Annotated in this window: 24 protein-coding genes; 9 read left to right on the top strand and 15 right to left on the bottom strand. The window is 35.0% G+C overall.

Annotation, left to right across the window (positions count from 1 at the left end; translation table 11 throughout):
- The first annotated feature begins 326 nt into the window (after positions 1–326).
- Positions 327–533 carry a hypothetical protein gene (locus F5ESL0246_RS08050; protein WP_147441051.1) on the top strand — a complete coding sequence of 69 codons (207 nt, stop codon included), beginning with the start codon at positions 327–329 and terminating at the stop codon, positions 531–533.
- A 20-nt stretch (positions 534–553) separates the two neighbouring features.
- On the opposite strand, the gene F5ESL0246_RS08045 is transcribed toward F5ESL0246_RS08050, so the two are convergent.
- Entirely contained in the window at positions 554–1,594 is a 1,041-nt protein-coding gene (locus F5ESL0246_RS08045; RefSeq protein ID WP_122019553.1) for a helix-turn-helix domain-containing protein, read from the bottom strand.
- A 250-nt stretch (positions 1,595–1,844) separates the two neighbouring features.
- Here F5ESL0246_RS08045 and F5ESL0246_RS08040 point away from each other — a divergent pair, with 250 nt between their 5' ends.
- The 8 genes from F5ESL0246_RS08040 (at position 1,845) to gndA (ending at position 10,703) form a co-directional block, all read left to right on the top strand.
- Complete coding sequence (locus F5ESL0246_RS08040) at positions 1,845–2,135, top strand: hypothetical protein (protein ID WP_233551622.1); 291 nt, start codon at positions 1,845–1,847, stop codon at positions 2,133–2,135.
- Positions 2,136–2,312: 177 nt separating this feature from the next.
- Complete coding sequence (rpmH, locus tag F5ESL0246_RS08035; protein ID WP_003549412.1) at positions 2,313–2,453, top strand: 50S ribosomal protein L34; 141 nt, start codon at positions 2,313–2,315, stop codon at positions 2,451–2,453.
- 51 nt (positions 2,454–2,504) lie between these two features.
- Entirely contained in the window at positions 2,505–2,873 is a 369-nt protein-coding gene (rnpA, locus tag F5ESL0246_RS08030; protein WP_122019549.1) for a ribonuclease P protein component, read from the top strand.
- A 1-nt stretch (position 2,874) separates the two neighbouring features.
- Entirely contained in the window at positions 2,875–3,744 is an 870-nt protein-coding gene (locus F5ESL0246_RS08025; RefSeq protein ID WP_122019546.1) for a membrane protein insertase YidC, read from the top strand.
- A 105-nt stretch (positions 3,745–3,849) separates the two neighbouring features.
- Positions 3,850–5,235 (top strand): tRNA uridine-5-carboxymethylaminomethyl(34) synthesis GTPase MnmE, encoded by a 1,386-nt coding sequence (gene mnmE, locus F5ESL0246_RS08020; RefSeq protein WP_122019542.1) that lies wholly within the window; start codon positions 3,850–3,852, stop codon positions 5,233–5,235.
- Between the two features lie 10 nt (positions 5,236–5,245).
- Entirely contained in the window at positions 5,246–7,144 is a 1,899-nt protein-coding gene (gene mnmG / locus F5ESL0246_RS08015) for a tRNA uridine-5-carboxymethylaminomethyl(34) synthesis enzyme MnmG (protein ID WP_122019538.1), read from the top strand.
- A gap of 264 nt (positions 7,145–7,408) precedes the next feature.
- A complete protein-coding gene (spxB, locus tag F5ESL0246_RS08010; protein WP_122019534.1) occupies positions 7,409–9,211 on the top strand; it encodes a pyruvate oxidase in 1,803 nt (600 codons plus the stop codon).
- A 106-nt stretch (positions 9,212–9,317) separates the two neighbouring features.
- Positions 9,318–10,703, top strand: coding sequence for an NADP-dependent phosphogluconate dehydrogenase (gene gndA / locus F5ESL0246_RS08005; protein ID WP_122019530.1), 1,386 nt, complete (start codon positions 9,318–9,320; stop codon positions 10,701–10,703).
- A gap of 614 nt (positions 10,704–11,317) precedes the next feature.
- Here gndA and F5ESL0246_RS08000 read toward each other — a convergent pair.
- The 14 genes from F5ESL0246_RS08000 to F5ESL0246_RS07935 form a co-directional block, all read right to left on the bottom strand.
- Positions 11,318–11,596, bottom strand: coding sequence for a hypothetical protein (locus tag F5ESL0246_RS08000; RefSeq protein ID WP_122019527.1), 279 nt, complete (start codon positions 11,594–11,596; stop codon positions 11,318–11,320).
- Positions 11,597–11,689: 93 nt separating this feature from the next.
- Positions 11,690–13,000 (bottom strand): NCS2 family permease, encoded by a 1,311-nt coding sequence (locus F5ESL0246_RS07995; protein WP_122019524.1) that lies wholly within the window; start codon positions 12,998–13,000, stop codon positions 11,690–11,692.
- 125 nt (positions 13,001–13,125) lie between these two features.
- A complete protein-coding gene (locus F5ESL0246_RS07990) occupies positions 13,126–14,580 on the bottom strand; it encodes a DASS family sodium-coupled anion symporter (RefSeq protein WP_122019521.1) in 1,455 nt (484 codons plus the stop codon).
- A 101-nt stretch (positions 14,581–14,681) separates the two neighbouring features.
- Positions 14,682–15,989 (bottom strand): NCS2 family permease, encoded by a 1,308-nt coding sequence (locus F5ESL0246_RS07985; protein WP_122019517.1) that lies wholly within the window; start codon positions 15,987–15,989, stop codon positions 14,682–14,684.
- Between the two features lie 376 nt (positions 15,990–16,365).
- Positions 16,366–17,211 (bottom strand): amino acid ABC transporter substrate-binding protein, encoded by an 846-nt coding sequence (locus F5ESL0246_RS07980; protein ID WP_122019514.1) that lies wholly within the window; start codon positions 17,209–17,211, stop codon positions 16,366–16,368.
- A gap of 13 nt (positions 17,212–17,224) precedes the next feature.
- Positions 17,225–17,866, bottom strand: coding sequence for an amino acid ABC transporter ATP-binding protein (locus F5ESL0246_RS07975; RefSeq protein WP_122019511.1), 642 nt, complete (start codon positions 17,864–17,866; stop codon positions 17,225–17,227).
- A gap of 16 nt (positions 17,867–17,882) precedes the next feature.
- The gene (locus F5ESL0246_RS07970; RefSeq protein ID WP_122019508.1) at positions 17,883–18,524 is read right to left on the bottom strand and encodes an amino acid ABC transporter permease; all 642 of its coding nucleotides are present in this window, start codon (positions 18,522–18,524) and stop codon (positions 17,883–17,885) included.
- Between the two features lie 707 nt (positions 18,525–19,231).
- Positions 19,232–19,921: a deoxynucleoside kinase gene (locus F5ESL0246_RS07965; RefSeq protein WP_122019505.1), complete on the bottom strand. Its 690-nt coding sequence runs from the start codon at positions 19,919–19,921 to the stop codon at positions 19,232–19,234.
- A gap of 15 nt (positions 19,922–19,936) precedes the next feature.
- Positions 19,937–20,584 carry a deoxynucleoside kinase gene (locus F5ESL0246_RS07960; protein ID WP_122019501.1) on the bottom strand — a complete coding sequence of 216 codons (648 nt, stop codon included), beginning with the start codon at positions 20,582–20,584 and terminating at the stop codon, positions 19,937–19,939.
- A gap of 544 nt (positions 20,585–21,128) precedes the next feature.
- The gene (locus F5ESL0246_RS07955) at positions 21,129–21,647 is read right to left on the bottom strand and encodes an Asp23/Gls24 family envelope stress response protein (RefSeq protein WP_122019497.1); all 519 of its coding nucleotides are present in this window, start codon (positions 21,645–21,647) and stop codon (positions 21,129–21,131) included.
- A gap of 20 nt (positions 21,648–21,667) precedes the next feature.
- Positions 21,668–21,847 (bottom strand): DUF2273 domain-containing protein, encoded by a 180-nt coding sequence (locus tag F5ESL0246_RS07950; protein ID WP_122019493.1) that lies wholly within the window; start codon positions 21,845–21,847, stop codon positions 21,668–21,670.
- Positions 21,848–21,858: 11 nt separating this feature from the next.
- The gene (amaP, locus tag F5ESL0246_RS07945; RefSeq protein WP_122019489.1) at positions 21,859–22,413 is read right to left on the bottom strand and encodes an alkaline shock response membrane anchor protein AmaP; all 555 of its coding nucleotides are present in this window, start codon (positions 22,411–22,413) and stop codon (positions 21,859–21,861) included.
- A 151-nt stretch (positions 22,414–22,564) separates the two neighbouring features.
- Entirely contained in the window at positions 22,565–23,287 is a 723-nt protein-coding gene (locus F5ESL0246_RS07940; protein ID WP_122019485.1) for a glucosamine-6-phosphate deaminase, read from the bottom strand.
- A gap of 168 nt (positions 23,288–23,455) precedes the next feature.
- A complete protein-coding gene (locus F5ESL0246_RS07935) occupies positions 23,456–25,801 on the bottom strand; it encodes an ABC transporter ATP-binding protein/permease (RefSeq protein ID WP_122019482.1) in 2,346 nt (781 codons plus the stop codon).
- Positions 25,802–25,817: the final 16 nt, after the last annotated feature.

Genomic DNA, 25,817 nt, shown 5'->3' with positions numbered 1-25,817 from the left:
ATTAGTTCCCTCCGATAACGATAAGCAACGTCTATTTTACCATTTAAGCGGGATGTTTTCCACAGGTGAATAAAAATAATTCAGAATTAACAAGATGTGGATAAATATTTTGTGAGAATACACAAAATTTGCTTAAAAAAGCACGTTAAAAAAATAATTCGCATGATCTTCTGTGGATATTTTTTATTATAATAACAGTACTTGAGCTAGATTACACGACGAAATATCCACATGCTGTGCATAATTTTTTAAACAAGCTGGGAAATGTGCATAATCCTGTGCAAAGCACTGTGACTTGTCTGTTGTGGATAAAATTACGGGTCTTTATGTTAACATGCGAGGTCTGTGCGTGGCTGCTTAAATGGGACGTAAAATCCGTTATTGCAATTTTGTTATGGGTTGCACGTCGCGGTTTGCCGCGGTTTAATAAAACAAAAAAAGCAGTGCCCGCATTCACGGGTACTGCCAAATGGGGCATTATAGGACAAAAATTTACTCTTGCGCTGGCCGTAGCGCTTGGTAACTTGGTCTAGTTTAATAATTGGTGTTGTCATTATTGGTCCTCCTTTTGGCTAAATAGCAGTTGTTTGACGCTAGATTTGCGCAAATACAGTAATCCGAATAATAATTGCAGGATGAACTTGATGCTGACGACTAGAATACCGACACGCGAACGCAGCAGGATAGTCGTGAGCAATTCCAGTATGAAGCTAAACGTTAAAAAGAGCAGGGTCTTGCGGTAAATGTTGGAAAGACTGTAGCCGAGAAACTTCTTCACGTTGAAGAAGTTTTGCTGAGAAACCTGGTAGATGCGGATGATCGCGTAGACCAAGGTCATTGACAAGACTAGTAGCAGCGCGTCGATACCATCGAAGAGGTAGAGCGTGTAGGTCAGATCCTTTTGAGCGCCCTTGATGTATTCGCTAATGGAAATAAAGACCGGTTTATACGACGTTATCCATGAATTAGTAAAAATCTGCTCCTTGGTCTTCTGCGACATCTGTTCAGTATCAATCTTAGCCGACCCGCTCTGTGCGCTTAAGTTGTCTGTTTCAAAGAAGGTCATGTTGGCAGGCGTGGCGACAAGAATGATTGTCCGATTCATCCGCAAGGGTTCCGTCGTCTCTGTTGCCCAGGTGAAAAGCTCGTCAAATTTTGCAATATTGAAAATCTTTTCTTTAATAAGTGATTCAGTTGTAGTATCTAATTCTGTAATAGCATCAGTTACTAAAGCAATATAACCTTTAATCATTAATAATAAATCTTGGCGATGAGGTAGATTCCCTTGCGTAATTATGCGCTCTAGTCGTGTGAGTTCACTGCATGAGTTTTGATAATAAGAATCGTTCATCAATTTGATTAGCTCTTGTTCACGATCATATTGTAATTTCTTTTCTGGATTTAATTCTGCAAAAAAATTTGCAGCCGGGATGCCGTTATAGTCCAAAAGTTTGATCAAGTCATCGGCAGTGATCCGATTGAGGCCCTTTTCCACCTCGGAATAGAAAGAAGGACTGATTGCTGTTCCAGCCCATTCTCTTGGGGTTTTGTTTGCGCGCAGGCGATATTGTTTTAATAATTCACTTGTTGTCATTGGTGGCACCTCAATTCGGATACTTAGTCAATGTCTTTACTACTATTTATAAGCTTAATTACGTCTTGTTATAAGCTTAATTACGTCTTGAGAACATACAATACCGCATAAAAGCGGATAGTTATATTGAAGTGGCTATCAAGTGTCGTTTTTTATCCTGAAGCACTTCTAAGAAAGCGCTTGACATTATACTATTGGCTGAATATCATTAAATGATAATGATTGTTTATTAAGTGAGGAGGAATTGCGATTGATTAATGAACAAGACTATATTAAGCAAGGGTTGAAAGACGATGGTAACCTGAAGTTAATATTGAGAGGCAGTGTCGAACACAGTAGCAGGGATGCTGAGGTCAAAGTAGGTGTGGTTAGCGTAGTTTATGCGACTCATAATTGTCAAAAAGCCCGGCAGAAGTTTGCGGAACTAACCGCGGCTGCAAAAGACGATTACTACATGGTTTACAGCTGCCCTCTTGACACGGATTTGCCCACGCTGGAGCACTATCCTTCAATCCAAATCGGCAAGGACGATTTGGTATAAGAATGTGTTTATGACCAGCTTTGCGGATTTGTTTGAGAATAATTTATGATCAATTATCTGTCTATCCAGTGATTAACTCCATCTTTTTTTCGATTTTACTTGGTTTTTTACTTTAATCATGATATTCTAGATACTAAATTGTGCAGCTAGCATATAAAAAATTGGAGGTGTAGTTTAATGACAACTAAAAGAACTTACCAACCTAAAAAGCGTCATCGTTCACGCGTTCATGGCTTTATGAAGCGGATGAGCACATCAAATGGCCGTAAGGTTTTGGCTAGACGCCGTGCAAAGGGTAGAAAAGTCTTATCTGCTTAAACCACTGAATCCCAGTGGTTTTTTTAATATACAAGAGTGGAATGAAGCATTTTGAGAAAGTCTTATCGAGTTAAAACTGAAAATGATTTTCAACGAGTTTTTATAGCTGGTAATTCAGTTGCTAATCGAGCATTTGTCATCTACCGAATAGATAAACCGGAGAATGCTCATTTTCGTGTAGGAATCTCAGTCGGTAAAAAAGTGGGGCATACGGCAGTAGTTCGTAATCGCCTTAAACGCTATATTCGTGCGACTCTGATTGAGAATAAATCAGCAATTGAGCCGCAGATTGATTTTTTAGTGATTGCCCGACCATATGCGCGTGACTTTACAATGGCAGAAGTAAGAAAAAATCTGCTTCATGCACTTGTTTTGGCTAAGATTATTGAAGAAAAATCTGAAGAAGTTGAGGAAGATTAGAGTGAGGGACATTTTAACTAAAAAGAATGTCAAGCGTGTGCTTGCGCTACTAGCAGTGATAACACTAGCCGTTGTGCTAACGGGATGTGCGTCAGCAGCTACCAAGCAGCCAGCCCCAGTTTCACATACAAGTGGCAACTGGTGGGATCGCTGGATAATTTATTATATGTCAACGTTCTTATTATGGCTTGCTAAACTGATGAATAACAATTATGGCTGGGCAATTATTGTCTTTACTATAATTGTTCGCATAATTTTGTATCCATTAAGTGCAATTCAAATTAAGAGCACGACCAAGATGCAGAGTGTGCAGCCTGAAATTGATGCTTTGCGCAAAAAATATCCTGGTAATGATACAGAATCGCGGACACTACTTTCGCAAGAAACTAATAAGCTCTATAAAGAAGCTGGTATCAATCCTTATGCGGGCTGTCTGCCACTAATTATTCAGCTGCCTGTGATGTATGCTTTATACGGTGCCATTTGGCGTACACCACAACTTTTGACTGGTCGGTTTTTATGGATGGATTTAGGTAAACCTGATCCATATTTCATTATGCCAATCCTATCAATGATTTTAACGTTTTTGTCAACGTATATCAGCCAATTATCAACGCCCAAGGAATCACAAAATTTATCAACCAAGATGATGACTTATGGAATGGCAATTGTAGTTGGTGTAATGGGAATTTATTTCCAGTCAGCAATAGTTTTATACTGGGTGATTTCTAATCTCTTTCAAGTTGGTCAAACTTTTATCTTGCAGAATCCGATTAAATACCGGCGTGAGCAGGAGGCCAAGTTACAAGCCGAGCGTGAGCGTAAACGGCAATTAAGGAAAACGTATAAACGGTTAAAACGGAAAAAATAAATAGCTAATCTAAAATGATTTTTAGATAAAGTAGTCAAAGTGCTTTATACATCATGGTTATTCATGATGTTGTAATGCGCTTTTTTTATTGAAAGGAGTTAAATTATGGCACAAACTTTGACAGAATTTGATACAATAGCTGCTATTTCTACACCGATTGGAGAAGGTGGCATTTCGATTGTGCGAATGTCCGGTGATGCGGCCGTAGAAATTGCCAATAGGGTTTTTAAAGGTGGTAATCTACTTAAAGTTTCAAGCCATACAATTCATTATGGGCATATCATTGACCCAGAAAATAATCAGGTGATTGATGAGGTCATGGTGTCCGTGATGCTTGCACCCAAGACTTTTACACGTGAAGACATTGTCGAAATTAATTGTCATGGTGGGATTGTTGTAACCAATCGTATTTTGCAACTGTTGTTAAAAAGCGGTGCCCGGATGGCTGAACCTGGTGAATTTACTAAGCGGGCATTTGTTAATGGTCGAATTGATTTAACCCAAGCTGAAAGTGTCATGGATATTGTTCGGGCTAAGACAGATCGGGCTCGGCAGGTCGCGGAAAAGCAACTAGAAGGTGGATTGCTGAAAAAAATAAGAGCTATGCGTCAACAAATTTTAGATACATTAGCCAATGTTGAGGTTAATATTGACTATCCTGAATATGATGCGGATACAATTACTGCTGAACAGATTACCAAGGTTTCAAAAGCAGTTATTGAAAAAATTGATGAAATGTTGAAAACTGCTACTGAAGGCACAATATTACGTAATGGCTTGGCTACTGCTATTATTGGTCAGCCAAATGTTGGTAAATCATCCCTTCTTAATTATTTAACAAAAAGTGACACAGCAATTGTTACCGATGTTGCAGGTACTACAAGAGATACGCTAGAAGAATATATTTCAGTTAAGGGTGTTCCACTTAAATTAATTGATACGGCAGGAATTCGTGCTACCGATAACAAAGTGGAAAAAATAGGAGTTGAGCGCTCGAAGCAAGCATTGGCTCAGGCAGATTTAGTTTTATTACTCTTTGACGCAAGTCGAAAATTATCGTTAGAAGATCGAGCATTAATTAAAGCGACTAATCATAAAAAACGAATAGCTGTTTTGAATAAAACAGATTTAGGTCAAAGAATCAGTGTAGAAGAGATTAAGAAGCTAACTGGTAGTAAAGTAATAGCTACATCTATTTTGCGTGAGAAAAACCTTGATCTATTAGAACAAGCAATTAATGAACTTTTCTTTAGTGGAATAGAAAATTCTAATGATCAAATAATGGTAACTAATCAGCGTCAAGTAGGACTACTTGAAAAGGCTAAAAAACAGCTTCAGGACGTAATAGCTGCATTAGATAGTGAAGTCCCACTAGATATTGCTCAAATTGATTTTACGGGTGCTTGGAATACACTGGGAGAAATAACTGGTGAAAGCAGTCCAGATGAACTGATTAATGAATTATTTAGTCAATTTTGTTTAGGAAAATAGGTGCAAAAAGATGATTAAAAGTTACGATTCGAACGATTACGACGTAATCGTTGTGGGTGCTGGGCACGCAGGCTGTGAAGCCGCATTAGCTAGTGCAAAAATGGGTGAAAAGACCTTGCTGTTAACGATTAGTTTGGATATGGTTGCTTTTATGCCATGTAACCCTTCGGTTGGCGGCCCTGCCAAAGGAACGGTTGTGCGTGAAATTGATGCACTTGGTGGTCAGATGGGTAAAAGTATTGATGCCACGTATATTCAAATGCGAATGCTTAATACGGGTAAAGGACCTGCTGTGCAAGCACTTCGAGCTCAAGCAGATAAGTGGAAATACCATGAGCATATGAAAAATGTGATTGAGAACACTCCAAATCTTACATTACGTCAGGCTACGGTTGATGAACTGATTGTAGAAAATGGAATATGTAAAGGACTAATTACTAATACTGGCGCTAGATATTATGCAAAAAGTGTTGTTTTAACCACTGGAACATCTGCACGTGGTCGAATCTATATTGGTGAATTAAATTATTCATCAGGACCTAATAACACGATTCCAGCTATCAAGTTATCTGAAAATTTAGAGAAATTGGGGTTTAAGTTGCGGCGCTTTAAGACTGGAACCCCACCACGTGTTAACAGCAATACGATTGACTATTCTAAAACAGAAGAGGAACCAGGGGACAAAACACCGCGTCATTTTTCTTTTGAAAGTAGGGATGAAGATTATCTCAAAGAGCAGGTTTCTTGTTGGATGACATACACTAATCAAGCAACGCATGAGATTATTAATGACAATCTGTCGCGCTCACCGATGTTTTCAGGTCAAATCAAGGGAGTGGGCCCACGATATTGCCCTTCGATTGAAACAAAGATTGTTCGTTTTGCAGATAAACCACGGCATCAGATTTTTCTTGAACCAGAGGGAAAGGATACAAAAGAAGTATACGTTGGCGATTTTTCAACCTCAATGCCAGAAGAAATACAACTAAAAATGTTACACTCCGTTGCGGGTCTTGAGCATGCAGAAATGATGCGACCGGGTTATGCAATTGAATATGATGTGGTTGATCCATGGCAACTTAAACACACGCTAGAAACCAAGATAATTAAAAACTTATTTACTGCAGGCCAGATGAACGGTACTTCTGGATATGAAGAAGCAGCTGGTCAGGGATTAATTGCTGGAATTAATGCAGCGCTGCGTGCTGCTGGCAAGCCTGGGTTTACTTTAGGGCGTGATAAGGCTTATATCGGCGTTTTGATTGATGACTTGGTTACTAAGGGAACCGAAGAACCCTACCGATTGCTTACTTCAAGGGCAGAATACCGTTTGATTTTGCGTAATGATAATGCTGACTTGCGATTGACAGACTATGGTTACGAATTAGGACTCATTTCGCAGCAACGTTATGATCAATTTTTGACCAAAAAAGAGCAGATTAAGAAAGCAACTAATGTGCTTCAAAATATTACAATTCATCCTGAAAAAAAGGTGCAAAAATATTTAACTCAAATTGGTGAAGGGCAAATGACTGCAGGTATTAGAGCAGACCTCTTTTTACGACGCCCACGTGTCAAAATTGTCGATATTGAACAATTGAGTGGGGTGTCTATTTCGAATGATCGCTATGTTAAAGAACAAATTGAAATTAATGTCAAATATGCTGGTTACATTCAAAAAGAACAGCAACAAATTGATCGATTGCATCGGCAAGAAGCTAAAAAAATTCCAACTAAGATTGATTATGAAGCGATTGAAGGCTTGGCAACAGAAGCACGTCAAAAATTTGAGAAAATCCGTCCAGAAACTATTGCTCAAGCAGAGCGAATTTCAGGAGTTAATCCAGCTGACATTGCCATTTTAAGTGTTTATGTTCAAAATGGTCATTACGCAAAAGTAAAAAGATAAATTTAGCAAAAATTTAAAAAATATTTTATAAAAAAATTTAAGGAAAGTGGTACATAAATATCGACTCAATGATCAGGCAATCACAAGTATAAAAACTGATATTATAGAAAATGGATAAAAAATAATTAAACTTTGTGAAACTTATATTTTTATATAGCGCTTACATATTTGTAATAGCTTAGAATTTAATATACTTGAAATTGTGAAATTATATGTTTTAATACAGTATGTAAGTAACATGTATTTAAGGAGATGCACTTTAAAATGGCAAAAATTAATGGCTCAAATGCTATGCTCCAAGTTTTATTGGACTGGCACATTGATCATATTTATGGTTTCCCAGGTGGTTCATTCGATTCAACAATGAATGCTATCCACGATTTCAAAGATAAGTTAAGATACATTGAGGTTAGACATGAGGAAGCTGGTGCTTTAGCGGCAGCAGCTGAATATAAGTTCACTGGTAAAGCTGGAGTATGTTTCGGTTCAGCTGGACCTGGTGCTGTTCACTTGATGAATGGATTATACGATGCTAAATACGACAAGGTACCAATGGTAGCTATTATTGCTAACGTACCAACTAGTCGCCAAGATATTGACTTCTTCCAAGCTTTTGATGAAAAGCCTTGGTTTGATGCAGTTGCTGTTTGGAATCACCAAATTAAAACTGCAGATCAAATTCCTGGAATGATGGATGAAGCTCTTCGTCAAGCTTATGCTAAGAAGGGACCAGCTGTCTTAATTATTCCTAAGGACTTTGGTTGGGATAAGATTAATGACAACTTCCGTGTAACATACAACACTATTTCAAGTATTCCTAACTATGCTGCTCCTAAGAAGGAAGACATTGATGCAGCTGTTAAAGTATTAGCAGAAGCTAAGAACCCAGTTGTATACTACGGTATAGGTATGAAAGGTCATGGGGATGTATTAAAGGCTTTTGCAGAGAAGTTCAAGACACCATTACTTTCATCAGTTATTGCTAAGGGTATTGTTGAAGACGAATTTCCTGCATACATGGGTTCAATTGGTCGTGTTGCTCCAAAACCTAGTGATGATATTCAAATGCATGCAGATGCTGTAATTTGGGTTGGTAACAACTCACCATTCTCAGTATTCTTCTTTGATCCTAAAGCTAAGGTTGTTCAAATTGATGTTGATTCTGAAAAATTGGGTAAACGTCACAATGTTGAAGTTCCAATCTTAGCTGATGGTGCTAAGACTTTGCAAGCAATTATTGATGCTGGTGAAGCACGTGAAGAATCACCACTTTATAAGGCAGCTATTGATGATCGTAAGAACTGGGAAGATTGGGAGCACAGTTTCGATGACTCCGATGAAATGCCAATTCGTCGTGAACCAATTTTTGATGTTATTAATAAATTTGCTGATGACAATGCTCAATTTGCTATTGATGTTGGTAACATCAACATTGACTTCCAACGTTTGGTAAACTTACATGACGAACAAACTTGGGCAACTTCAGGCTTATATGCAACTATGGGCTTTGGTTCACCAGCTGCAATCGCAGCAGCAACTGTTCATCCAGACCGTGAAGTTTGGAACTTAGGTGGTGACGGTGGCTTTGCAATGATGAGTCAAGAATTATTGACAGAAGCTCGTTACAACATGCATATTCTTAACGTTGTATTCACTAACGAAACTTTAGGTTTCATTGAAGCTGAACAAGTTGACCAGTCACACCAACCATTATCAGGTGTTATTATGCCAGATAATGATTGGGCAAAGGTTGCTGAAGGTATGAACGTTAAGGGTGTAACTGTACGTACTAAGAAGGAATTTGAAGACGCAGTTAAGGAATTTAAGCAAATGGATGGACCAATGTTAATCGACATCAAGTTCACTCATGACATGCCATACTCAACTGAATTGAATACCCTTGATGATCCAGACTTTGTTAAGAAGTATCAAGCACAAGACTTGAAGCCATTTAGCTACTTTGCTGAAAAATATGGTTTAGTTACTGATACTGCTTCAGGCGCTTCAGAAACTGAAGAAGAACCAGAAGAAGAGTCAGACACTACTTCAGGTGCTTCGGAACATTAATAAAATTAATTTGTAATAAAAAAGCGAAACTTTTTGAAAGTTTCGCTTTTTTTCATCCTTACAAGTATAATAATAGGGAATGATTTTTAACAGTGGAGGAATAAATATGCAACAATTTGGTGTTATCGGTCTATCAGTTATGGGTAAAAATCTAGCTTTAAATGTTAGAAATAATGGTTTCTCCGTTTCTGGTTTTAGTATTGATAAACAAGAAGTTGATGCTTTTGCAAAGTATGAAGATAAAAAATTAAAACCAACTTATTCTTGGAAAGAATTTGTTAATTCATTAGAAAAGCCGAGAAAAATTTTAATTCAGATTATGGCTGGTAAACCAGTTGATGAAACTTTAGATAAATTACTACCTTTACTTGATAAAGGAGATATCTTATTAGATGGTGGTAACTCAAATTTCCATGATACTAATCGACGGTTTCATAAGATGCAGGAGCATGGTCTCCATTTTATTGGTATGGGAGTATCAGGTGGCGAAGAAGGTGCCTTAAATGGCCCAGCTTTGATGCCTGGTGGTGATGAAGCAGCCTACCGCAAAGTTGCACCTATTTTAGAAGCAATCGCTGCTAAGAACGCTGAGGGCCAACCATGTGTTAGTTTTATCGGACCAGAAGGAAGTGGCCATTACGTTAAAATGGTTCATAATGGTATCGAATATGGCATTATGCAAGAATTTTCCGAAGTTTACGATATTTTGCGTAAAGTTGCTGGAAAATCTAACAATGAGATGTCAAAGATCTTTGCTGATTGGAATCAAGGTTTAGTTCAAGCATATCTTAGTGAAATTACTTCTGAAGTTTTGAAGCAAAGAGATGAATTGACTCCTGATTACGTAATTGACCATATTTTGAATGTTGCTTCATACAAGGGTACAGGCAACTGGATGCTTGAAGATGGTGTTCACCTCGGAGTACCAATTAGCGTAATCGCTGAAGCTGTGCTTGCTCGGTTCATGTCAAAGGCTACTACGCGTGAGGGCAAAGAAATTAAATGGAACGGGGAAATTCCGACAGATCTGATTACTAATTTGGAAAAAGCATTACAATTAAGCCAAGCTGTAGCCTATGCTCAAGGATTTCAACAACTTAAGATGGCGGCTGATGCTTACAAGTGGGATTTACGCTATCCAGCAATTGCACAATCATGGGAAGCTGGATGCATTATTCGTTCATCAATGCTTAAAGATATTGAGAAAGCATTTGCAAATAGCAATAAGCTTGATAATATGTTCCAAGACTCTTACTTCAGTGACTTAATGGAAAAGAATATTCCTGCATTGCGGAAAGTTATCGAACTTGCTACTATAGCTGGTATCCCAACACCAACTTTAAGTGCATCATTAAACTACTTAGAATCAATTTTTAATCCAAGTTTGCCAGCTAACTTAATTCAAGGTCAGCGTGATTATTTTGGTGCACATACTTACTTGAGAAATGATCGTGAAGGTGTTTATCACACTGAATGGTATGAAGAAAAATAATTATGTTACACGTGTAACATAAGGCAGTTAGTAATAATTAAATGAGTCCCTGAATTGGACTATGTTGTAAATGTTTATCATATTAGGGCTTGTAGTTGATATTTAATCGGCGTCAAGCCCTTTAGTCTGCACATGATTTGTTCGTTATTTTGTACAAGATTTACAATAGGCAACTGTAGATTTTCTATTGAAGTCGTCCCTTGTTAGTTTTATTTCGAGGTCTGGGGGGTTGATATTATATTTGCTTTTTTGTATCTACGTGGCTAATTGATAAAATATTAAACTTTTAAGTCTAAATTTAATGGCTAAATTTCTCAAAGAAATATGGTTGGTCAAGGCTTGTTTTTGTACGGACTAAATTAAGGTTAGAAAGTAATGATGATAAAGTTTATCAATAATTTTCAAGCAATTGAAAAAATCAAGGTGATGGTTTTAGTTAAATGATTATTTAGCCATTAATGAAAAGGTTCAATTTTTGATCTTTTAGATAATTTAATCATAAAAAAGTCCCAAAAGTTATTTAACTTTTGGGACTTTTTTATGATTCTAACAGTTTTAAGTTGATAAAAAATTAGTTGCTATGTTACACGTGTAACAACTTTACTTCAGACGTTTTAAACTAAAAAAAGGTAAGCAATTACTAATAAAATAATACCAATTAAATAATCAATTAAGGCAGCAATACCTTTTTTGTGGAAATGGTAATTAGTTCTAAAAGTATGCTTATTAAACCAATAATCTATACTAAATGAAATTATTGCTACTATAAAAATAAAGCCTAGACCAACCATCATTTTGTAATAATTGGAACTAAAGATCAAATTTAAACTAGGAAGTATGGCCAAAATTGTGAACGATAATGCAACTTTATAATTATTATAAAATTTATTCATTCATAGTTCCTCTTAGTTTGTTAACTATAATAGCTTATTTTTAATATTTATATTATAAAAAAGCTATGTTGTCAAGGCTTTAATAAATTGATTTTACATGTTGGTTATTAAGAAAAAGATAATAAATACTATAAACAAGACATACATCATTGGTGAAACTTTTTTGGCTTGTTTAGATGCAATCATCGTAATGGGATAAGCAATCATCCCTAAAGCTAAACCATCTGAAATGCTGTAAGTTAAAGGCATTCCAATAACAGTTAGAAAAGCTGGAAAGGCAATTTCGAATTTGTCCCAGTTAATTTTTTTAAGATTACCAGCCATTAAAACACCAACTATAATTAATGCAGGTGCTGTAACTGTGGTTGGAATTACGGCTAATAATGGGCTAAAAATCATACTAATTAAAAAGAAGATACCAATAAAAATTGCCGTTAAACCTGTACGTCCGCCCATAGCTATTCCGGCACTTGATTCAACTGAAGTTCCAAGTGGAGCCGTACCAAGAACTGCACCCTCAACCATTGCTAAGGAATCAGATAAAAAGGCTTTTCCAATACGCGGAATTTTGCCATTTTGATCTACCATACCGGCCTGTTCGGTCATCCCAATTAAGGTTCCAGCAGTGTCAAAAAAGGTAACTAATAAAAATGTTAGAACAACCATAAATAGTTGCGGTGTATTGATATCTTTAATGTGGAAAATAGCTTGACCAAAAGTTGGAGTAATACTTGGTGCCCTGGCTATAATTGCCTTTGGAACGGCAATTTGTCCGATTATAACGCCAAAAACTGCGGTTACAACCATTCCAATAAAAATTGAACCAGGTACATTTAAGGCCATTAAGATGACGGTTAGAGTCAATCCAAAAAGTGTGATCCAAACTGCCGGTGTGTTAAATTTACCTAAAGTGACTAGATTAGATTCACTATTGACGATTAGCTTACCATTTTGTAAGCCTATAAAAGCAATAAATAAGCCAATTCCGGCAGAAATAGCATATTTTAAATCTTGAGGGATTGCATCAACTACTTTTTCTCGTAGTTTTAAAACGGTAATTAAAATAAAAAGGACTGAGGCAACTAAAACCGCTGCGAGCGCTGTTTGCCAATTAATGTGCATGCTGCCACAGACGTTATAAGCAAAAAAGGCAGCGCTGCCTAGCGTTGGAGCTAAGGCAATCGGGTAGTTTGCTACTAGTCCCATAATAAAGCAGCCAATTGCAATTGATAATGCAGTAACTGTAAAGGCAGCTCCCTTATCAATTCCTGCTGCATGTAAAATGTTCGGGTTAACAAAAAGGATGTAGGAGAGGCTGACAAAGGTGGTTAATGCAGCAGTTAACTCACGTTTGACAGTGGTATGAGCATCGTTTAAATGAAAGACTTTTTCTAATGTCATCATTTTTCCTCCAAAAAATATTTAAATAATAAAATACATTATCTAGTGTAGCATAAGCGTATGATTCTAATGAAAAATAATTACAAGAAATCAAAAAAACGAATCTTTTTAGATTCGTTTTTTTGAAATTACCACATACCGATAATCTTCATCCATGCTAGCCCGATGATTCCGTAAACCAAGATGTAAAAAATACCAAAGATAAAACTTAACTTCCACCATTCATTTTGCTTAACATATCCTGATGATGCTAAAACAGAAGCTGCTGGACTAGAGTAGTGGGTAGTTGATCCCATAATCGCTGAAAACATTGCCAAAAATTGTGCTGCCATTACTTTAGGAGCACCAGCAGCAATGGCAACTGTTAAAAGTGGTAAATACATTGCAGAGTTATGTGCAGTGGCACTTGCAAATAGGTAATGGGTATAAAACAGTACTAAAGCTAAAATTATTAAAGCAACTAGCCAATTAACTCCTTTAATTTCAGCAGCAATACTACTAGAGATCCAACCAATGAAACCAAATTGAGTTAACTTTTCTGCCATAAAAACAAGAATAGAAAGCCAAATTAGAATATTCCAAGCTCCTGTTTCACTTAATAAGTCTTTAGGTGAAAGAACACCAGTAAGTAACAATAAAGTTACAGCGACAAAGGCAATTAGAGTGGCATCAATTCCTAATGTACTAGAAAGCATCCATAGAATTAGTGTAATGGCAAAAATTATCGCCATCATTTTTTCAGGTATGGTTAACTTACCCATTTCTTTAAGCTGATCTGTTGCCCACTCTCTTGCATTTGGAGTTTCTTTAACCTCAGGAGGATATAATTTGTAAATAAAATATGGCACTGTAATTAAGCAAATAGCAGCAGGTACAATACTAGCCATTAGCCATGGCATCCAGCTTAGTGTAACACCAGCTTTGCTAGCTAAAGCTACGGCAATTAAGTTTGGGGCACAAGCTGTCATGAATAGTGATGATGTAATAATATTAACTTGGAATTCAGTAAAGACAAGGTAAGAACCCATTTTTTTCCGTGAAGGATCATTAGGTTTTGAACCAAAGGTATTTGCTAAGGACTTAATTAATGGATAAACAACACCACCTGCTCTGGCAGCATTAGAAGGTGTAGCTGGGGAAACAAGTAAGTCAATTGCTCCAATCGCATAACCAAGACCTAAGGATTTATGTCCAAACCATTTAACAAAATAAAGGGCAATTCTTTGACCTAAACCTGTTTTAACAATTCCACGTGAAATCATGAATGCCATAACGATTAGCCAAGCTGACGAGTTGGCAAATGCATTAATTGCGCCCTTTTCAATTACCTTGCCATTTACTACTTTATCAGCTAAGGGAACTAGGCCTAAAACAATAGTTAAAGTAAAACCAATTAAAGTAACACCACTAATAGAAAGTGGTAAAGTAATACAACCAGCAATAGTAGCAATAAAAATTGCTAACATATGCCATGCTGCAACTGTTACTCCAGCTGGACGTATAGGGGTAGTGAACCAAAAGATTAAACCTAATACAATCGGCATAATGAATTTTTTATAATCGATATTTTCAAGTGCTTTCATAAAGACCTCTTTTGAAATTTGGGTTAATATATCAATGCAAAATAACATATACTACATTTGCACATTTTACCATAGATATATTTTGTTTAATAGTAAAGTCTTTAGAAATTTAGAACCCATAAGAAGATGATAAAGACGATGAATAAGATCCACATCATAGGGGTGATTTCTTTACCACGTTTAGCGGCAATCATACATATTGGGTAGGTAATTATTCCAAGAGCCAGACCGTCAGAAATTGAATAAGTCAGTGGCATTCCAATTAAAATTAAAAAAGCAGGGACAGCGATCTCCATTTTATCCCAATGTACGTGCAAAGTATTTTGAGCCATTAACACGCCAACAATGATCAATGCTGGGGCGGTTACGTGAGTTGTAAACAAGCTTAATAGAGGACTAAAAATCATTGAAATTAAGAAGAAAATGGCTACAAAGACAGCAGTTAAGCCAGTGCGCCCACCGACAGCAATTCCAGCACTTGATTCTACGAATGCACCTACGGGTGAAGTTCCTAAAATTGATCCCACCATCATTGCTGTAGAATCTGAAGTTAAGGCTTTACCAACTCGGGGCATTTTATTATTTTTCATAAAACCAGCTTGCTGTGCCAAGCCAATCAAAGTACCAGCTGTGTCAAAAAAGGTGACAAGTAGAAAAGTTAAAACGACAACCCACATTTGAAGTGAATTAATGTCTTTTATGTGAAAAACAGCTTGCCCAAAAGTTGGCGCAATACTTGGTGCTAAAGAAATCATCTTATTAGGTAATGCAATTTGACCAGTTATAACACCAAAAATGGCTGCTAAAACCATTCCGATAAAGATAGCACCAGGAACATTAATAATCATTAGAATAACTGTTATTAATAATCCAAAAATAGTAATCCAAACTGCAGGATCATGCAATGAGCCAAGACCAACTAGGGTAGACTTATTACCAACGATTAAACCGCCATCTTGCATACCTAAAAAGGCAATAAAAAGACCAATTCCTGCAGAAATGGCAAATTTTAAATCTGCAGGGATTGCATTGATGATTTTTTCTCTTAGTTTAAACATGGTAATTAAGATAAAAATTATTGAAGCAACAAAAACAGCTGCTAATGCGGTTTGCCATGAAACATGCATGCCCACACAAACGGTGTAAGCAAAGAATGCGTTAATACCTAAAGCGGGAGCTTCACCTATCGGATAGTTAGCGACAATCCCCATCAGTGCAGTTCCTAGAGCACTAGCTAAAGCTGTTGCAGTAAAAACGGCTCCCTTGTCCATTCCACTAGCGCCTAAAACACTTGGATTAACAAACAAAATATAAGACATGCTTATAAAAGTCGTTAGGCCTGCTAAAAATTCCACTTTTATACTTGTTTTATATTTATTAAGCTGAAAATAGCTTTTTATAAAATTCATTTGATTACTCCTATAGATAAATGTTCGTATTTTTGATGAATTAAACAACTTCTATAGTGTAACACTGACACAAATTAATGTAAACACGAATTATATGTGAAAATAATTTTTAAATATAATATTATTTACTGAGTAACTTTAGATAATAAAGTCACAAATTAACTTAAATTTTGTAATAGCCAATTCAATTAAGTAAAATTATGGCTATAAAGAAGATATTAGAGAATATGAAATGACCAAGATGTAAGTATTTCCTGGGAAATATCCATAAAAGTATAAATTGTTTCGATAATTTGCTTGGGGTAAAAAATTTAATAATGCGGCATGTCTACTAGTTATTGAGTTAAGATCAACTGTTAAGATTGTTTTCGGGATATTAGTTATTCAATAATGGTGATTGTGCACGATTGCCAAACCATTTATCATTAATTTTTTTTAGAGTTCCGTCTTGACTGAATTTATTCAAAGCATAGTTAATCTTTTTTTGGAGAAAATGATCGTTTTTCCGAAGACCGACTGCAAATTCTTCTCTTGAAAATGGGGTTGCAACTTCAGTAAATTGTGCCGGATTTTTTTGATGAGAAATATAGTAATTTGCATAGGTACTATCAATTAGGAGCCCTTGAATACGGTGAGCAGTGAGATCAATGAATGCATTTGTAAATGAATCATAAAGAATAGGGGTTTGATTTTTTATCTGATTTTTAAAAATTGTAGGGTAGTTCATTACATCGTTATATCCAGAAGAGCCTGTTTGGACGCCCAAAGTTTTATTCTTCATTGCTTGAGGACGATTGATTTTATTCTTTTTCAATGCTACTAAAACTTGTGAGCCATATAAATAAGTTTTACTAAAAGAAACTTTTTCTTCTCTAGCAGGTGTCTTGCTAAAACCGTTCCAAATCAAATCAATTGTGCCATTACGTAGTTCTGTAGTGTTCATTGACCAATCTATTGTTTGATAATTTACTTTTAAACCATATAATTTGAAAACAGCATTGGCTAAATCAACGTCATAACCAACTAATTGGCCGTTGTTTAGTCGAAAATCCATAGGTACAAATGTATCATCAATTCCAATGGTAATATAGCCTTGCTTTTTGATACGTTCCCAGTTGTCAGTAGAGTTAGTATGCTGGCCAATAGTAATGCCACTACAAGCAGATAAAATCAAACTACAAATAAATAATAATATTAAAGTCACAAAACGTTTAGTCTTCACTCAGATTACCTTCTCATTTATCTAAAGCATTAACTGTAAAAACCATATCAGCGATTTGATTAGCAAACTCCATATCATGGGTAACAATAATTTGTGTTATTTGATTTTGGCTTTTTAGTTGTAAAATGATATCTGCAATTTTGTTTCGTAATACTGGATCCAATGCAGAAGTTGGCTCATCGTAACATAAAATTCGAGGTTTCATAGCCATTGCTCGAGCAATGGCTACTCGTTGCTTTTGTCCTCCGGAAAGTTGGTAAGGATATAATTGTTCTGCGTTAACTAAGTCAAGTTCATTAAGCAGTTTTCGAGCAGTTTCTTGAGCGACGGAAAGTTTTTCTTTTGATACTAGGGTTGGAGCGAGCGTTATATTATTAATTACTGTTAGGTTAGGAAAAAGTTCGTAGTTTTGGAAGACAACGCCCATAATTTGTTCATTTTGACGAGGTTGAGTTGGGTTGAACTCTTTGTTATTCCAATAAAAATGTCCCTCATCGACTTTTTCAAGTCCATTAAGACAGCGTAGTAAGGTGGTTTTACCTGCACCAGATGAGCCAACAATTGCAAGAATTTGTTTATCAGGGATTGTAAGATTAAGCTTATTTAGAATAACTTTTGAACCAAATTTTTTAGTAATATTTTTTAATTCAAGCATAATTTTTCCTTTTCACTTATTTCCACTTTGAATAATTTTGTTCTATTTGCTTCAATAGAAACGAAATTAAGCCAGTCATTATCAAATAAATAACACCGACTAGGATAAGAGGAATTAAGGTGACATCACGTGCTGTTGCAACATTTCCGGCTCGTAGAAGTTCGCCTAATCCAATTACGTAAACCAAGGAAGTATCTTTAACAAGATTAATGATTTCATTGCCGATTGACGGTATCACAATTTTGTTTACTTGGGGAATAATAACGTGTTGAAGAGTTTGCCAGGAGTTAAGTTGGAGAACATGGGCACTTTCATATTGACCTGTAGGTACGGATTGAAAACCGCCACGAAAAATTTCTGCAAAATAAGCAGAATAATTAATAATTAAGGCAAATAAAGCGGCGTCATAACGTTGGAAAATAATTCCAATGATTGGTAACCCATAAAAAATGAAAATAAGCTGCAGCAATAAGGGTGTTCCGCGCATAATCCAGACATAAAATTTCAAGAACAGCCGTAAGAGCTTAAAAGGAGACAATAAGCCTATACTAACAATAATTCCTAAAGGAATAGAAATAATAATTGTCCAGAAAAATAAAAGTAAAGTCATTTGCGCACCTGAAAGTAAAGAAGGCAAGATTGAGATAATGTAATTCATTGGTTAACTCCTTTATAATTCATTTTTCCAGTAGGTGCATGTTTTATTAGCTGTCGTGATCAAACATGCAAGAAATTATCTATAAGCATAACATAAATGATCTAAAGTTGATGTTTTAATTACCAATATTAACAGCTTTTCATGCAAAATGAATTTCAATTGAATTGAGACATATAAGATATTGCTCAAATAAGTATTAACAATTTAGTTTTTCTGCTAGATTGACATGATTTTCAAATTCTTACTCGTTTTTATATTTCTAACGTCTTTAGTAATAATATTAATCAAAGATATGTAAAATGAGTTGTAACTAATTGAGCAAAAGATTTACTGGACACTAATCATTGAAGTTTATAGTTAAAAGGTTATGCCCGCCACTATTTCACACCAAGGACTAGAAATTTCTTAATTTAAGAACTTAAAATTTCTATTTTGGTCCATGATTCATAGGATTATGCAACTCTTAATGATTCTTAATTGTGAAATGTTTTACGGCTTTGAGAAAATTTGAAAAATCTTGATAAACTAGAAGATGTAATTAAAGACTACGTCGAGTATTGCAATGCAAAAGAAATAAGGACAAATAAAAAGGACCAATCCTGATGGAATATCAAGAATTAGTCCTTAACTAAAAAATTAATAATTTATTCTAATCTAGAAAAAAGAATATTGTCTTTTAGACTGACTGTTTTTAATTAGGTTGTATATTATTGTTTTGCAATTTCAATTTCAGTTGATTTATCCCATGATTGAGGTAATTTTCCAATCTCTTTTAACTTTTTAACAATTTGATCTAGAACAATTTCCCTATCTTGGTCATTGGTCATAAAGTCAAGCTGATCGCCATCAATTTCCATTTTGGGCGAGTGATCATAATTTTCATACCACGGCTTATAATAGCGTAATAAGCGTTTATAATAGTCTTCAAGTGTTGCATCATAACTAAGTTGCTCATAAGGACGACCACGTTTTTTAATTCTTTTAAGCATTGTATTATATGACACTTTAATGTGAACTAATAAATCAGGGTTCTTTTTTGGCATATGATTAAGCTCAGTCATCATATTATTTAAAAGTTCATAGTATGTGTCAATTTCTTCTTTAGTTGCACGGCCTATATCGGCATTCATCTGGAAAAAGAGAGCATCTTCATAAATTGAGCGATCAAGAACATTATTGTCATCAGTCAATGCATCTTTGATACTTCTAAAACGTGTGTTTAAGAAAAATACTTGTAATAAAAAGGCATAATTTTTAGGATCTGCATAAAAGAGTGGTAAGACGGGGTTATTATCAACACTTTCATAAAAAGGTTTAGTTCCTAAATAATTAGCTAAAATACTGGTTAAACTGGATTTACCGGCTCCAATTGGCCCACTTAAAACAATAACTGTCATCACTTTCCTTCTTCATTATAAATTTCCAATCGTAAGCAGTTTATCGTCAATTTGCTTTAAAACTTCTTTTTTAGCAGTTTCATCGAGGATAAAATCAAACTGATCACCATCAATTGACATTTTCGGTGATGCGTTATAACTTTCATACCATGGCTCGTAATAATTAATCAAGCGCGAATAATAATCCTTTAAGCTGGGGTCCGTACTTATCTGCTCGTAAGAGCGACCGCGCTTTTTGATTCTATTTAGCATGGTATCAAGTGATACGTGAATATAGATCAATAAGTCAGGTTTTTTACTCGGATTACCTGGAGTATCTTCCAGCATATTTTTCAGCAAACTATCGTAAATTTTAAATTCTGTTGGATCAGCAACAGAATTTTCCGCATTCATTTTAAAGAAGAGAGCATCTTCATAAATTGAACGATCCGAAACACTGTTCTTTTCCTTAATTGCTTGATTAATTTGAGCCAAACGATGGTTGAGTAGATAGATATTAAGCAAAAAAGTATATCGTTTCATATCTTGATAATACAAGGGAAGGACCGGATTATTATCAACTCCCTCATAGAAAGCTTGTGTACCTAAATGTTCAGCTAAAATACTGGTTAAACTGGATTTACCGGCTCCAATTGGCCCACTTAAAACAATAACTGTCATCACGTTCTTTCTTAAATACTATATCTTGATTACTTCCTAGTTTAGTACAATATATAGTGGCAAACAAGAGAAAAATAAATTGAAATTGGATGGCAAATGTCAAGTGATTTTGTATAATACAGTACAATTTTTTGCTTGTCTATTGATCACAAAACATGTTACACGTGAAACTTATAAAAATCTTGGTTGAAACTCGAAAGAGATGTAGTTATGAATTAATCTCACGCAATTGAGGTGTTTCATAATTGTTAGACATACTGAGATACACCTAAATTAATGATTATTACTCAGACTGTGTTTCAAAAAAGTGACTGCTATAATGATGTTTTTGGAGAAACAGCTGTTTACTTAGTTGAACTGTAATTATCTGAACGATTTTATGATCAGCTTGTTAGGATAAATTAAATGGATACTTAAATTTATGTATATTGTTTTAACAATATTAAAAGACCTAACAAATAAAATACACGCCCCAATAAATATTGGGATCGTGTATTTAAAACTAATTAGTAAATGATAAACTTTTTGATTACACCCCAGTTAAAGTTTAGTTTACTCTATTAGTCATTTGTTTTTTTTTAATATCTTCTGTCTTATCGTCAATTTTGTTTTCAACTTTATCTACGCGGCTACCAATTTTTTCTTTAGCATCTTTGGTTGTGCCAGTGATTTTGTCTTGCAAGCTAACGGAATCTTTTTCATGTTGCTCTTTAGTCTTAATATCGACAACAGTAACATTGACTTCAACTGTATCCAAGCCGGTCATTTCTTTAACTTTATCATAAATCTTTTTCTTGATTTGGTCATATAACTTGGCTATTTCAACACCGTATTCTGCGACAATTTCAATGTCAACGGCAACTTGCTTTTTGCCAACTTCAACATTGATGCCATTGGTAACATCGTCGGTATTAACGATTTTATCAGCTAAGTTTGAGAAGAAACCACCATTAACTGTTAGGAGTCCTTTAATATCAGATAAAGCAATTCCAATAATTTTTTGAATTACCTTTGAATCATAATTTAAGTCACCTTTAACTTCGTGTTTTGAATTATTTTCTGTCATATAAATTTCCTTTCATATGTTTATTTGTTTTTTAAATTTTTAAGCAATGGTCCATAATGACCAACTAAAGCACCAACAACTAACATTACTATTACAAAAATCGTCTTAAAAAATCCCAATCCTATAAAGCAAAATGCTAATAGTGTTCCAAGTATTGCACCACTTATTTCTGGAAAGTACTTTTGTAAATTTTCTTTCATTTCTGCCTCCTTTATTGAACTCGTTGTTCTGATTTAGCAGAAGAATGATAGTTTACAAATTTGATTTTGATTTTGGGCTTCTGCTCAATTCCTAAATATTGTTTGAGGTTTTTTTCCAGTTCTGCTAAATAATCATTAAGCAGGTTTGATACGTTTTCACTAGAACCGAGATCACCACTAATCCGTATTTTAATTTTACGATTAGTTAACCTTGAATCAACCTTGGCTTTGTTCAAATATGGTAAGTCCGCTAAAGAATTCATCACATAACCATTAATTGCTTTACTGGTGATTTTAACTTGTCCGTCCCGCTTATGAATTAAATTGAAGTATCGTTGTACTGGCCAGAATAAGATGGTTATCAAACTAATAACTAGTATTAAAAGGATAACTGCACTGATACCTACTAAGTACCAGGAAAAAATTGGGTTAAGCTTACCTAATGAAGGCAAGCTAATCTTTAAATATTGTTGCCAAAGATTATTATTTTCCCAAAGAAGGTAAACTGGTATGGGTAATAATAAAATTATCCAGAGGATCAGTAACCATTTTTTACTCCGCTTCAATTAATCACCATCCTTTCTAAGTATATCCTAATTATAATACACAATATTTAGCCAGCCTAATGATATGCACCAATCATATACAATATTGCGTTAATATATTAAAATAAAAAGAGCTACTTAAAGCAGCTCTTTAAAAAGGTATGACAAGATATTAACGATAATTTTCATTTAATTTGCTTGCGGCTTCTTGATCGACAATTAAAGTAACGTTGCCATGATTTTGTAAAATGGAGGCAGGGACTTCTTCAGTTACTGGCCCCTCAACCATCTTCTTGACAGCATCGGCTTTATTTTCACCAAAAGCCATGATTACAATCTTTTTAGCAGACATAATATTAGCAATTCCCATACAAATTGCAGATTTAGGCACTTCATCAATATTGCTGAAGAACCGAGAGTTAGCTTTAATAGTGTTTTTGGTTAGTTTCACTTCATGAGTGACTGAATCAAAAGAGGTTCCGGGTTCATTAAAAGCGATGTGACCATTTTGTCCTAGACCAAGAAGTTGGATGTCGATTGGATTGTCCTGAATGATCTGGTTGTAATCAGCAGAAGTCCCTTCAGGATCCTTGATAGCTTTAATACCATCAGGTACATATGAATTCTTAAATGGCTTTTGTTCAAATAAATGCTTTTGCATAAAATAATGATAGCTTTGGTCATTATCGGCTGAAAGACCAACATATTCATCTAAATTGATACTAGTCAATTTGCTGTTATCTAAATTGCTCTTAGTCCATTGTTGATAAAGATCTTCAGGCGTGGAACCAGTGGCTAAACCGATAACTTTAGCACCACTTTCGATGCTTTTTTGAAAGATTTCAAACGCTTTTGTACTTGCTTCAGCTTTATTACCTGTAATTATAACTTTCATATGTATTCCTCCCAAAATAACTAAATTAATTATAAATTGGTATATGCCAATTTGTCAATAGAAGAAATCTTTTTCCACTAATTTATAATATTAAGAAATATGAAAAGGGGTGTCATTGTTTCACATGTAACAATGACACCCCTTTTTGCTATCCTTATTTTGGGAAACCTATTCACTTCTTAAAGCAATTGCTGCATCTTTTCTAGCAGCCATTCTAGCAGGCAAGTGGCCTCCTATCATGGTTAAAATTGTCGAAATAATAATTAGAATTAATGCATGAAGTGGATTTAACTGGGCAACATTTGATAGGTCAGTTATGGAATACAGTATGCTGTTAATTGGAAAAATCAGTAGCCAAGCAATGATAATTCCTAAAATTCCTGAGAAAACACCCAAAATAAATGTCTCAGCATCAAAAACGCGTGTAATATCTTTTTTTCTTGCTCCTAAAGCTTTCAAAATACCAATTTCTTTTGTTCTTTCTAAAACTGAAGTATAGGTTAGAATACCAATCATAATCATTGAAGTTACCAATGAAATTGCTGCAAAAGCAACTAATACTGTAGTGATTCCGTTAAGCAAGCCACCAGTCATTGATGTCACTGCACTAGACATATCGGTGTAAACAATTTGATCTTTTTTATTCTTTCCTTTATTCCATTTGTCTAAATAGTTTAAAACTTTAGTTTTTGAATCAAAATTATTTGGATAAATCATAATTCCTGCAGGAATAACTGAGCCACCAATTGATTGGAGCATTTGCTTTTTAGCAGCGGAGTTCATGCTTTGACCAGTCATCACGTTTTGATCAGATTTTTGTTGAGCTTTGACAATAGCAGATTTTTGATTTTGCTTAATAATCTTTAATGCCAAACGGTCATTATATACAATTCCGTGAGACAGAAGCTCCATAGAATCTTTACTTTTAGGTCTAATTACACTAACAATTCGAAGTTTAATATTGCTACGGTTATACATTTCTTGGTCTACTTTTTTTGGAATAAACATCCCAGTAGGTAATTGCTGATAATAATTATTGTTATCAACAATTTTAAACTCTCGACCAACTAACTTATTAAGGTCAACTTTATCACCATCTTTAATGGTAAAACCAAGATTTTTAAGCACATTATCAATAACGGTGTTTTGATCATCTACAACTAAAACTAAATCAGTTAATTTTTGGGGCCAAGTGCCAGATAATAAACGATAGTTTTCTTTTAAAATATTACCTTTACTTTTATCAAGTGTAGTTGGAAAAACTGTTGAGCCCATGAATGACATGCCAGCAGCTTGGGTTTGTATTTGAGAATATGCTTGTGACATCGTGGATCCCGCTTCTAATGGAGAAAATTGTACGCGCTTAATTTTACCATTAACTTTTCCTAAAAGATTCAAGTTTACAGCAACTTGATAAGAAATATTATTTGCATAGTCCGGATTAATTCGTTTTACATAATTAATATAACTTTTTGAAATTTTGTTTCTATGAGCATTTTGTTGCGCCTTAGCTTTTCTAACGGTCACATAACCCCGATTTTTGGCTATCTGATTGGTATCATTTTTTGAGGAAAAACTATCTAAGTTAGTAGCACTTTGAGTGATAGAAACTGGATACTTAGCTAATGCTTTGCTCATTGTTGTGTCTATCTGTTTTTGAAAACCATTAGATAAAGCTAATACAATCGCAATTGAAATAATACCAATGCTTGAAGCAAATGCAGTTAAAGTGGTTCTTCCTTTTTTAGTTAAAATATTGGTAAAACTAAGTTTGATTGCATTCCAATATGACATTTTCGTCCGCTTTAAGTTGAAGGTGTCACTTTCATCAGTTGGTGTGAATGGATTAGAATCATTCAATATCCTACCATCTTGAAAATTAACAATTCTAGTTGCATATTCTGTGGCTAGCTCCGGATTGTGTGTAACCATTATAACTAAGCGATCCTGAGATAGCTTTTTAATCAACTGCATAATTTGTTCTGATGTTTCAGTATCTAAAGCACCTGTCGGTTCATCACAAAGTAAAATGTCAGGGTTATTAGCTAATGCTCTAGCAATTGCTACTCGTTGCATTTGACCACCCGATAATTGATTGGGGTTTTTGTGAATCTGATCTTTCAATCCAACTTGTGTTAGGGCATTGATTGCACGCTTATGACGTTCAACTGCTGAGATCCCAGATAGATTCATTCCTAGTTCTACATTGGCACTGATTGATAAGTGTGAAATTAAGTTATAGTTTTGAAAAACAAAGCCAACAGAATTATTTCGATAAGCATCCCAGTCAGTCTCTTTGAAATTTTTAGTTGATTTGCCATTGATAATCAAGTCGCCACTGTCATATCGATCAAGTCCGCCAATAACATTTAACATTGTTGTCTTGCCAGAGCCACTAGGTCCTAAAATAGCCACAAATTCTTGGTTACGAAATGAGACAGAAACGTCATTCAATGCATGAGTTGATGTATCTCCAATATGATATGTTTTGCGTAAATTTTTTAATTGTAACATATTTATTTCCTTGTAT

It is taken from the genome of Lactobacillus sp. ESL0246, from assembly GCF_003692965.1.
Taxonomy (GTDB): Bacteria; Bacillota; Bacilli; order Lactobacillales; family Lactobacillaceae; genus Lactobacillus.
Note: the sequence above shows the minus strand (reverse complement) of the source record. Positions and strands in the feature narration are given on the sequence as shown.

Bases quoted from the DNA above. Each gene is read 5' to 3' on its own strand.
- F5ESL0246_RS08050 (WP_147441051.1), top strand. From the start codon at position 327: ATGTTAACATGCGAGGTCTGTGCGTGGCTGCTTAAATGGGACGTAAAA.
- F5ESL0246_RS08045 (WP_122019553.1), bottom strand. From the start codon at position 1,594: ATGACAACAAGTGAATTATTAAAACAATATCGCCTGCGCGCAAACAAA.
- rpmH (WP_003549412.1), top strand. From the start codon at position 2,313: ATGACAACTAAAAGAACTTACCAACCTAAAAAGCGTCATCGTTCACGC.
- mnmE (WP_122019542.1), top strand. From the start codon at position 3,850: ATGGCACAAACTTTGACAGAATTTGATACAATAGCTGCTATTTCTACA.
- mnmG (WP_122019538.1), top strand. From the start codon at position 5,246: ATGATTAAAAGTTACGATTCGAACGATTACGACGTAATCGTTGTGGGT.
- spxB (WP_122019534.1), top strand. From the start codon at position 7,409: ATGGCAAAAATTAATGGCTCAAATGCTATGCTCCAAGTTTTATTGGAC.
- gndA (WP_122019530.1), top strand. From the start codon at position 9,318: ATGCAACAATTTGGTGTTATCGGTCTATCAGTTATGGGTAAAAATCTA.
- F5ESL0246_RS08000 (WP_122019527.1), bottom strand. From the start codon at position 11,596: ATGAATAAATTTTATAATAATTATAAAGTTGCATTATCGTTCACAATT.
- F5ESL0246_RS07995 (WP_122019524.1), bottom strand. From the start codon at position 13,000: ATGATGACATTAGAAAAAGTCTTTCATTTAAACGATGCTCATACCACT.
- F5ESL0246_RS07990 (WP_122019521.1), bottom strand. From the start codon at position 14,580: ATGAAAGCACTTGAAAATATCGATTATAAAAAATTCATTATGCCGATT.
- F5ESL0246_RS07985 (WP_122019517.1), bottom strand. From the start codon at position 15,989: ATGAATTTTATAAAAAGCTATTTTCAGCTTAATAAATATAAAACAAGT.
- F5ESL0246_RS07975 (WP_122019511.1), bottom strand. From the start codon at position 17,866: ATGCTTGAATTAAAAAATATTACTAAAAAATTTGGTTCAAAAGTTATT.
- F5ESL0246_RS07970 (WP_122019508.1), bottom strand. From the start codon at position 18,524: ATGAATTACATTATCTCAATCTTGCCTTCTTTACTTTCAGGTGCGCAA.
- F5ESL0246_RS07965 (WP_122019505.1), bottom strand. From the start codon at position 19,921: ATGACAGTTATTGTTTTAAGTGGGCCAATTGGAGCCGGTAAATCCAGT.
- F5ESL0246_RS07955 (WP_122019497.1), bottom strand. From the start codon at position 21,647: ATGACAGAAAATAATTCAAAACACGAAGTTAAAGGTGACTTAAATTAT.
- F5ESL0246_RS07950 (WP_122019493.1), bottom strand. From the start codon at position 21,847: ATGAAAGAAAATTTACAAAAGTACTTTCCAGAAATAAGTGGTGCAATA.
- F5ESL0246_RS07940 (WP_122019485.1), bottom strand. From the start codon at position 23,287: ATGAAAGTTATAATTACAGGTAATAAAGCTGAAGCAAGTACAAAAGCG.
- F5ESL0246_RS07935 (WP_122019482.1), bottom strand. From the start codon at position 25,801: ATGTTACAATTAAAAAATTTACGCAAAACATATCATATTGGAGATACA.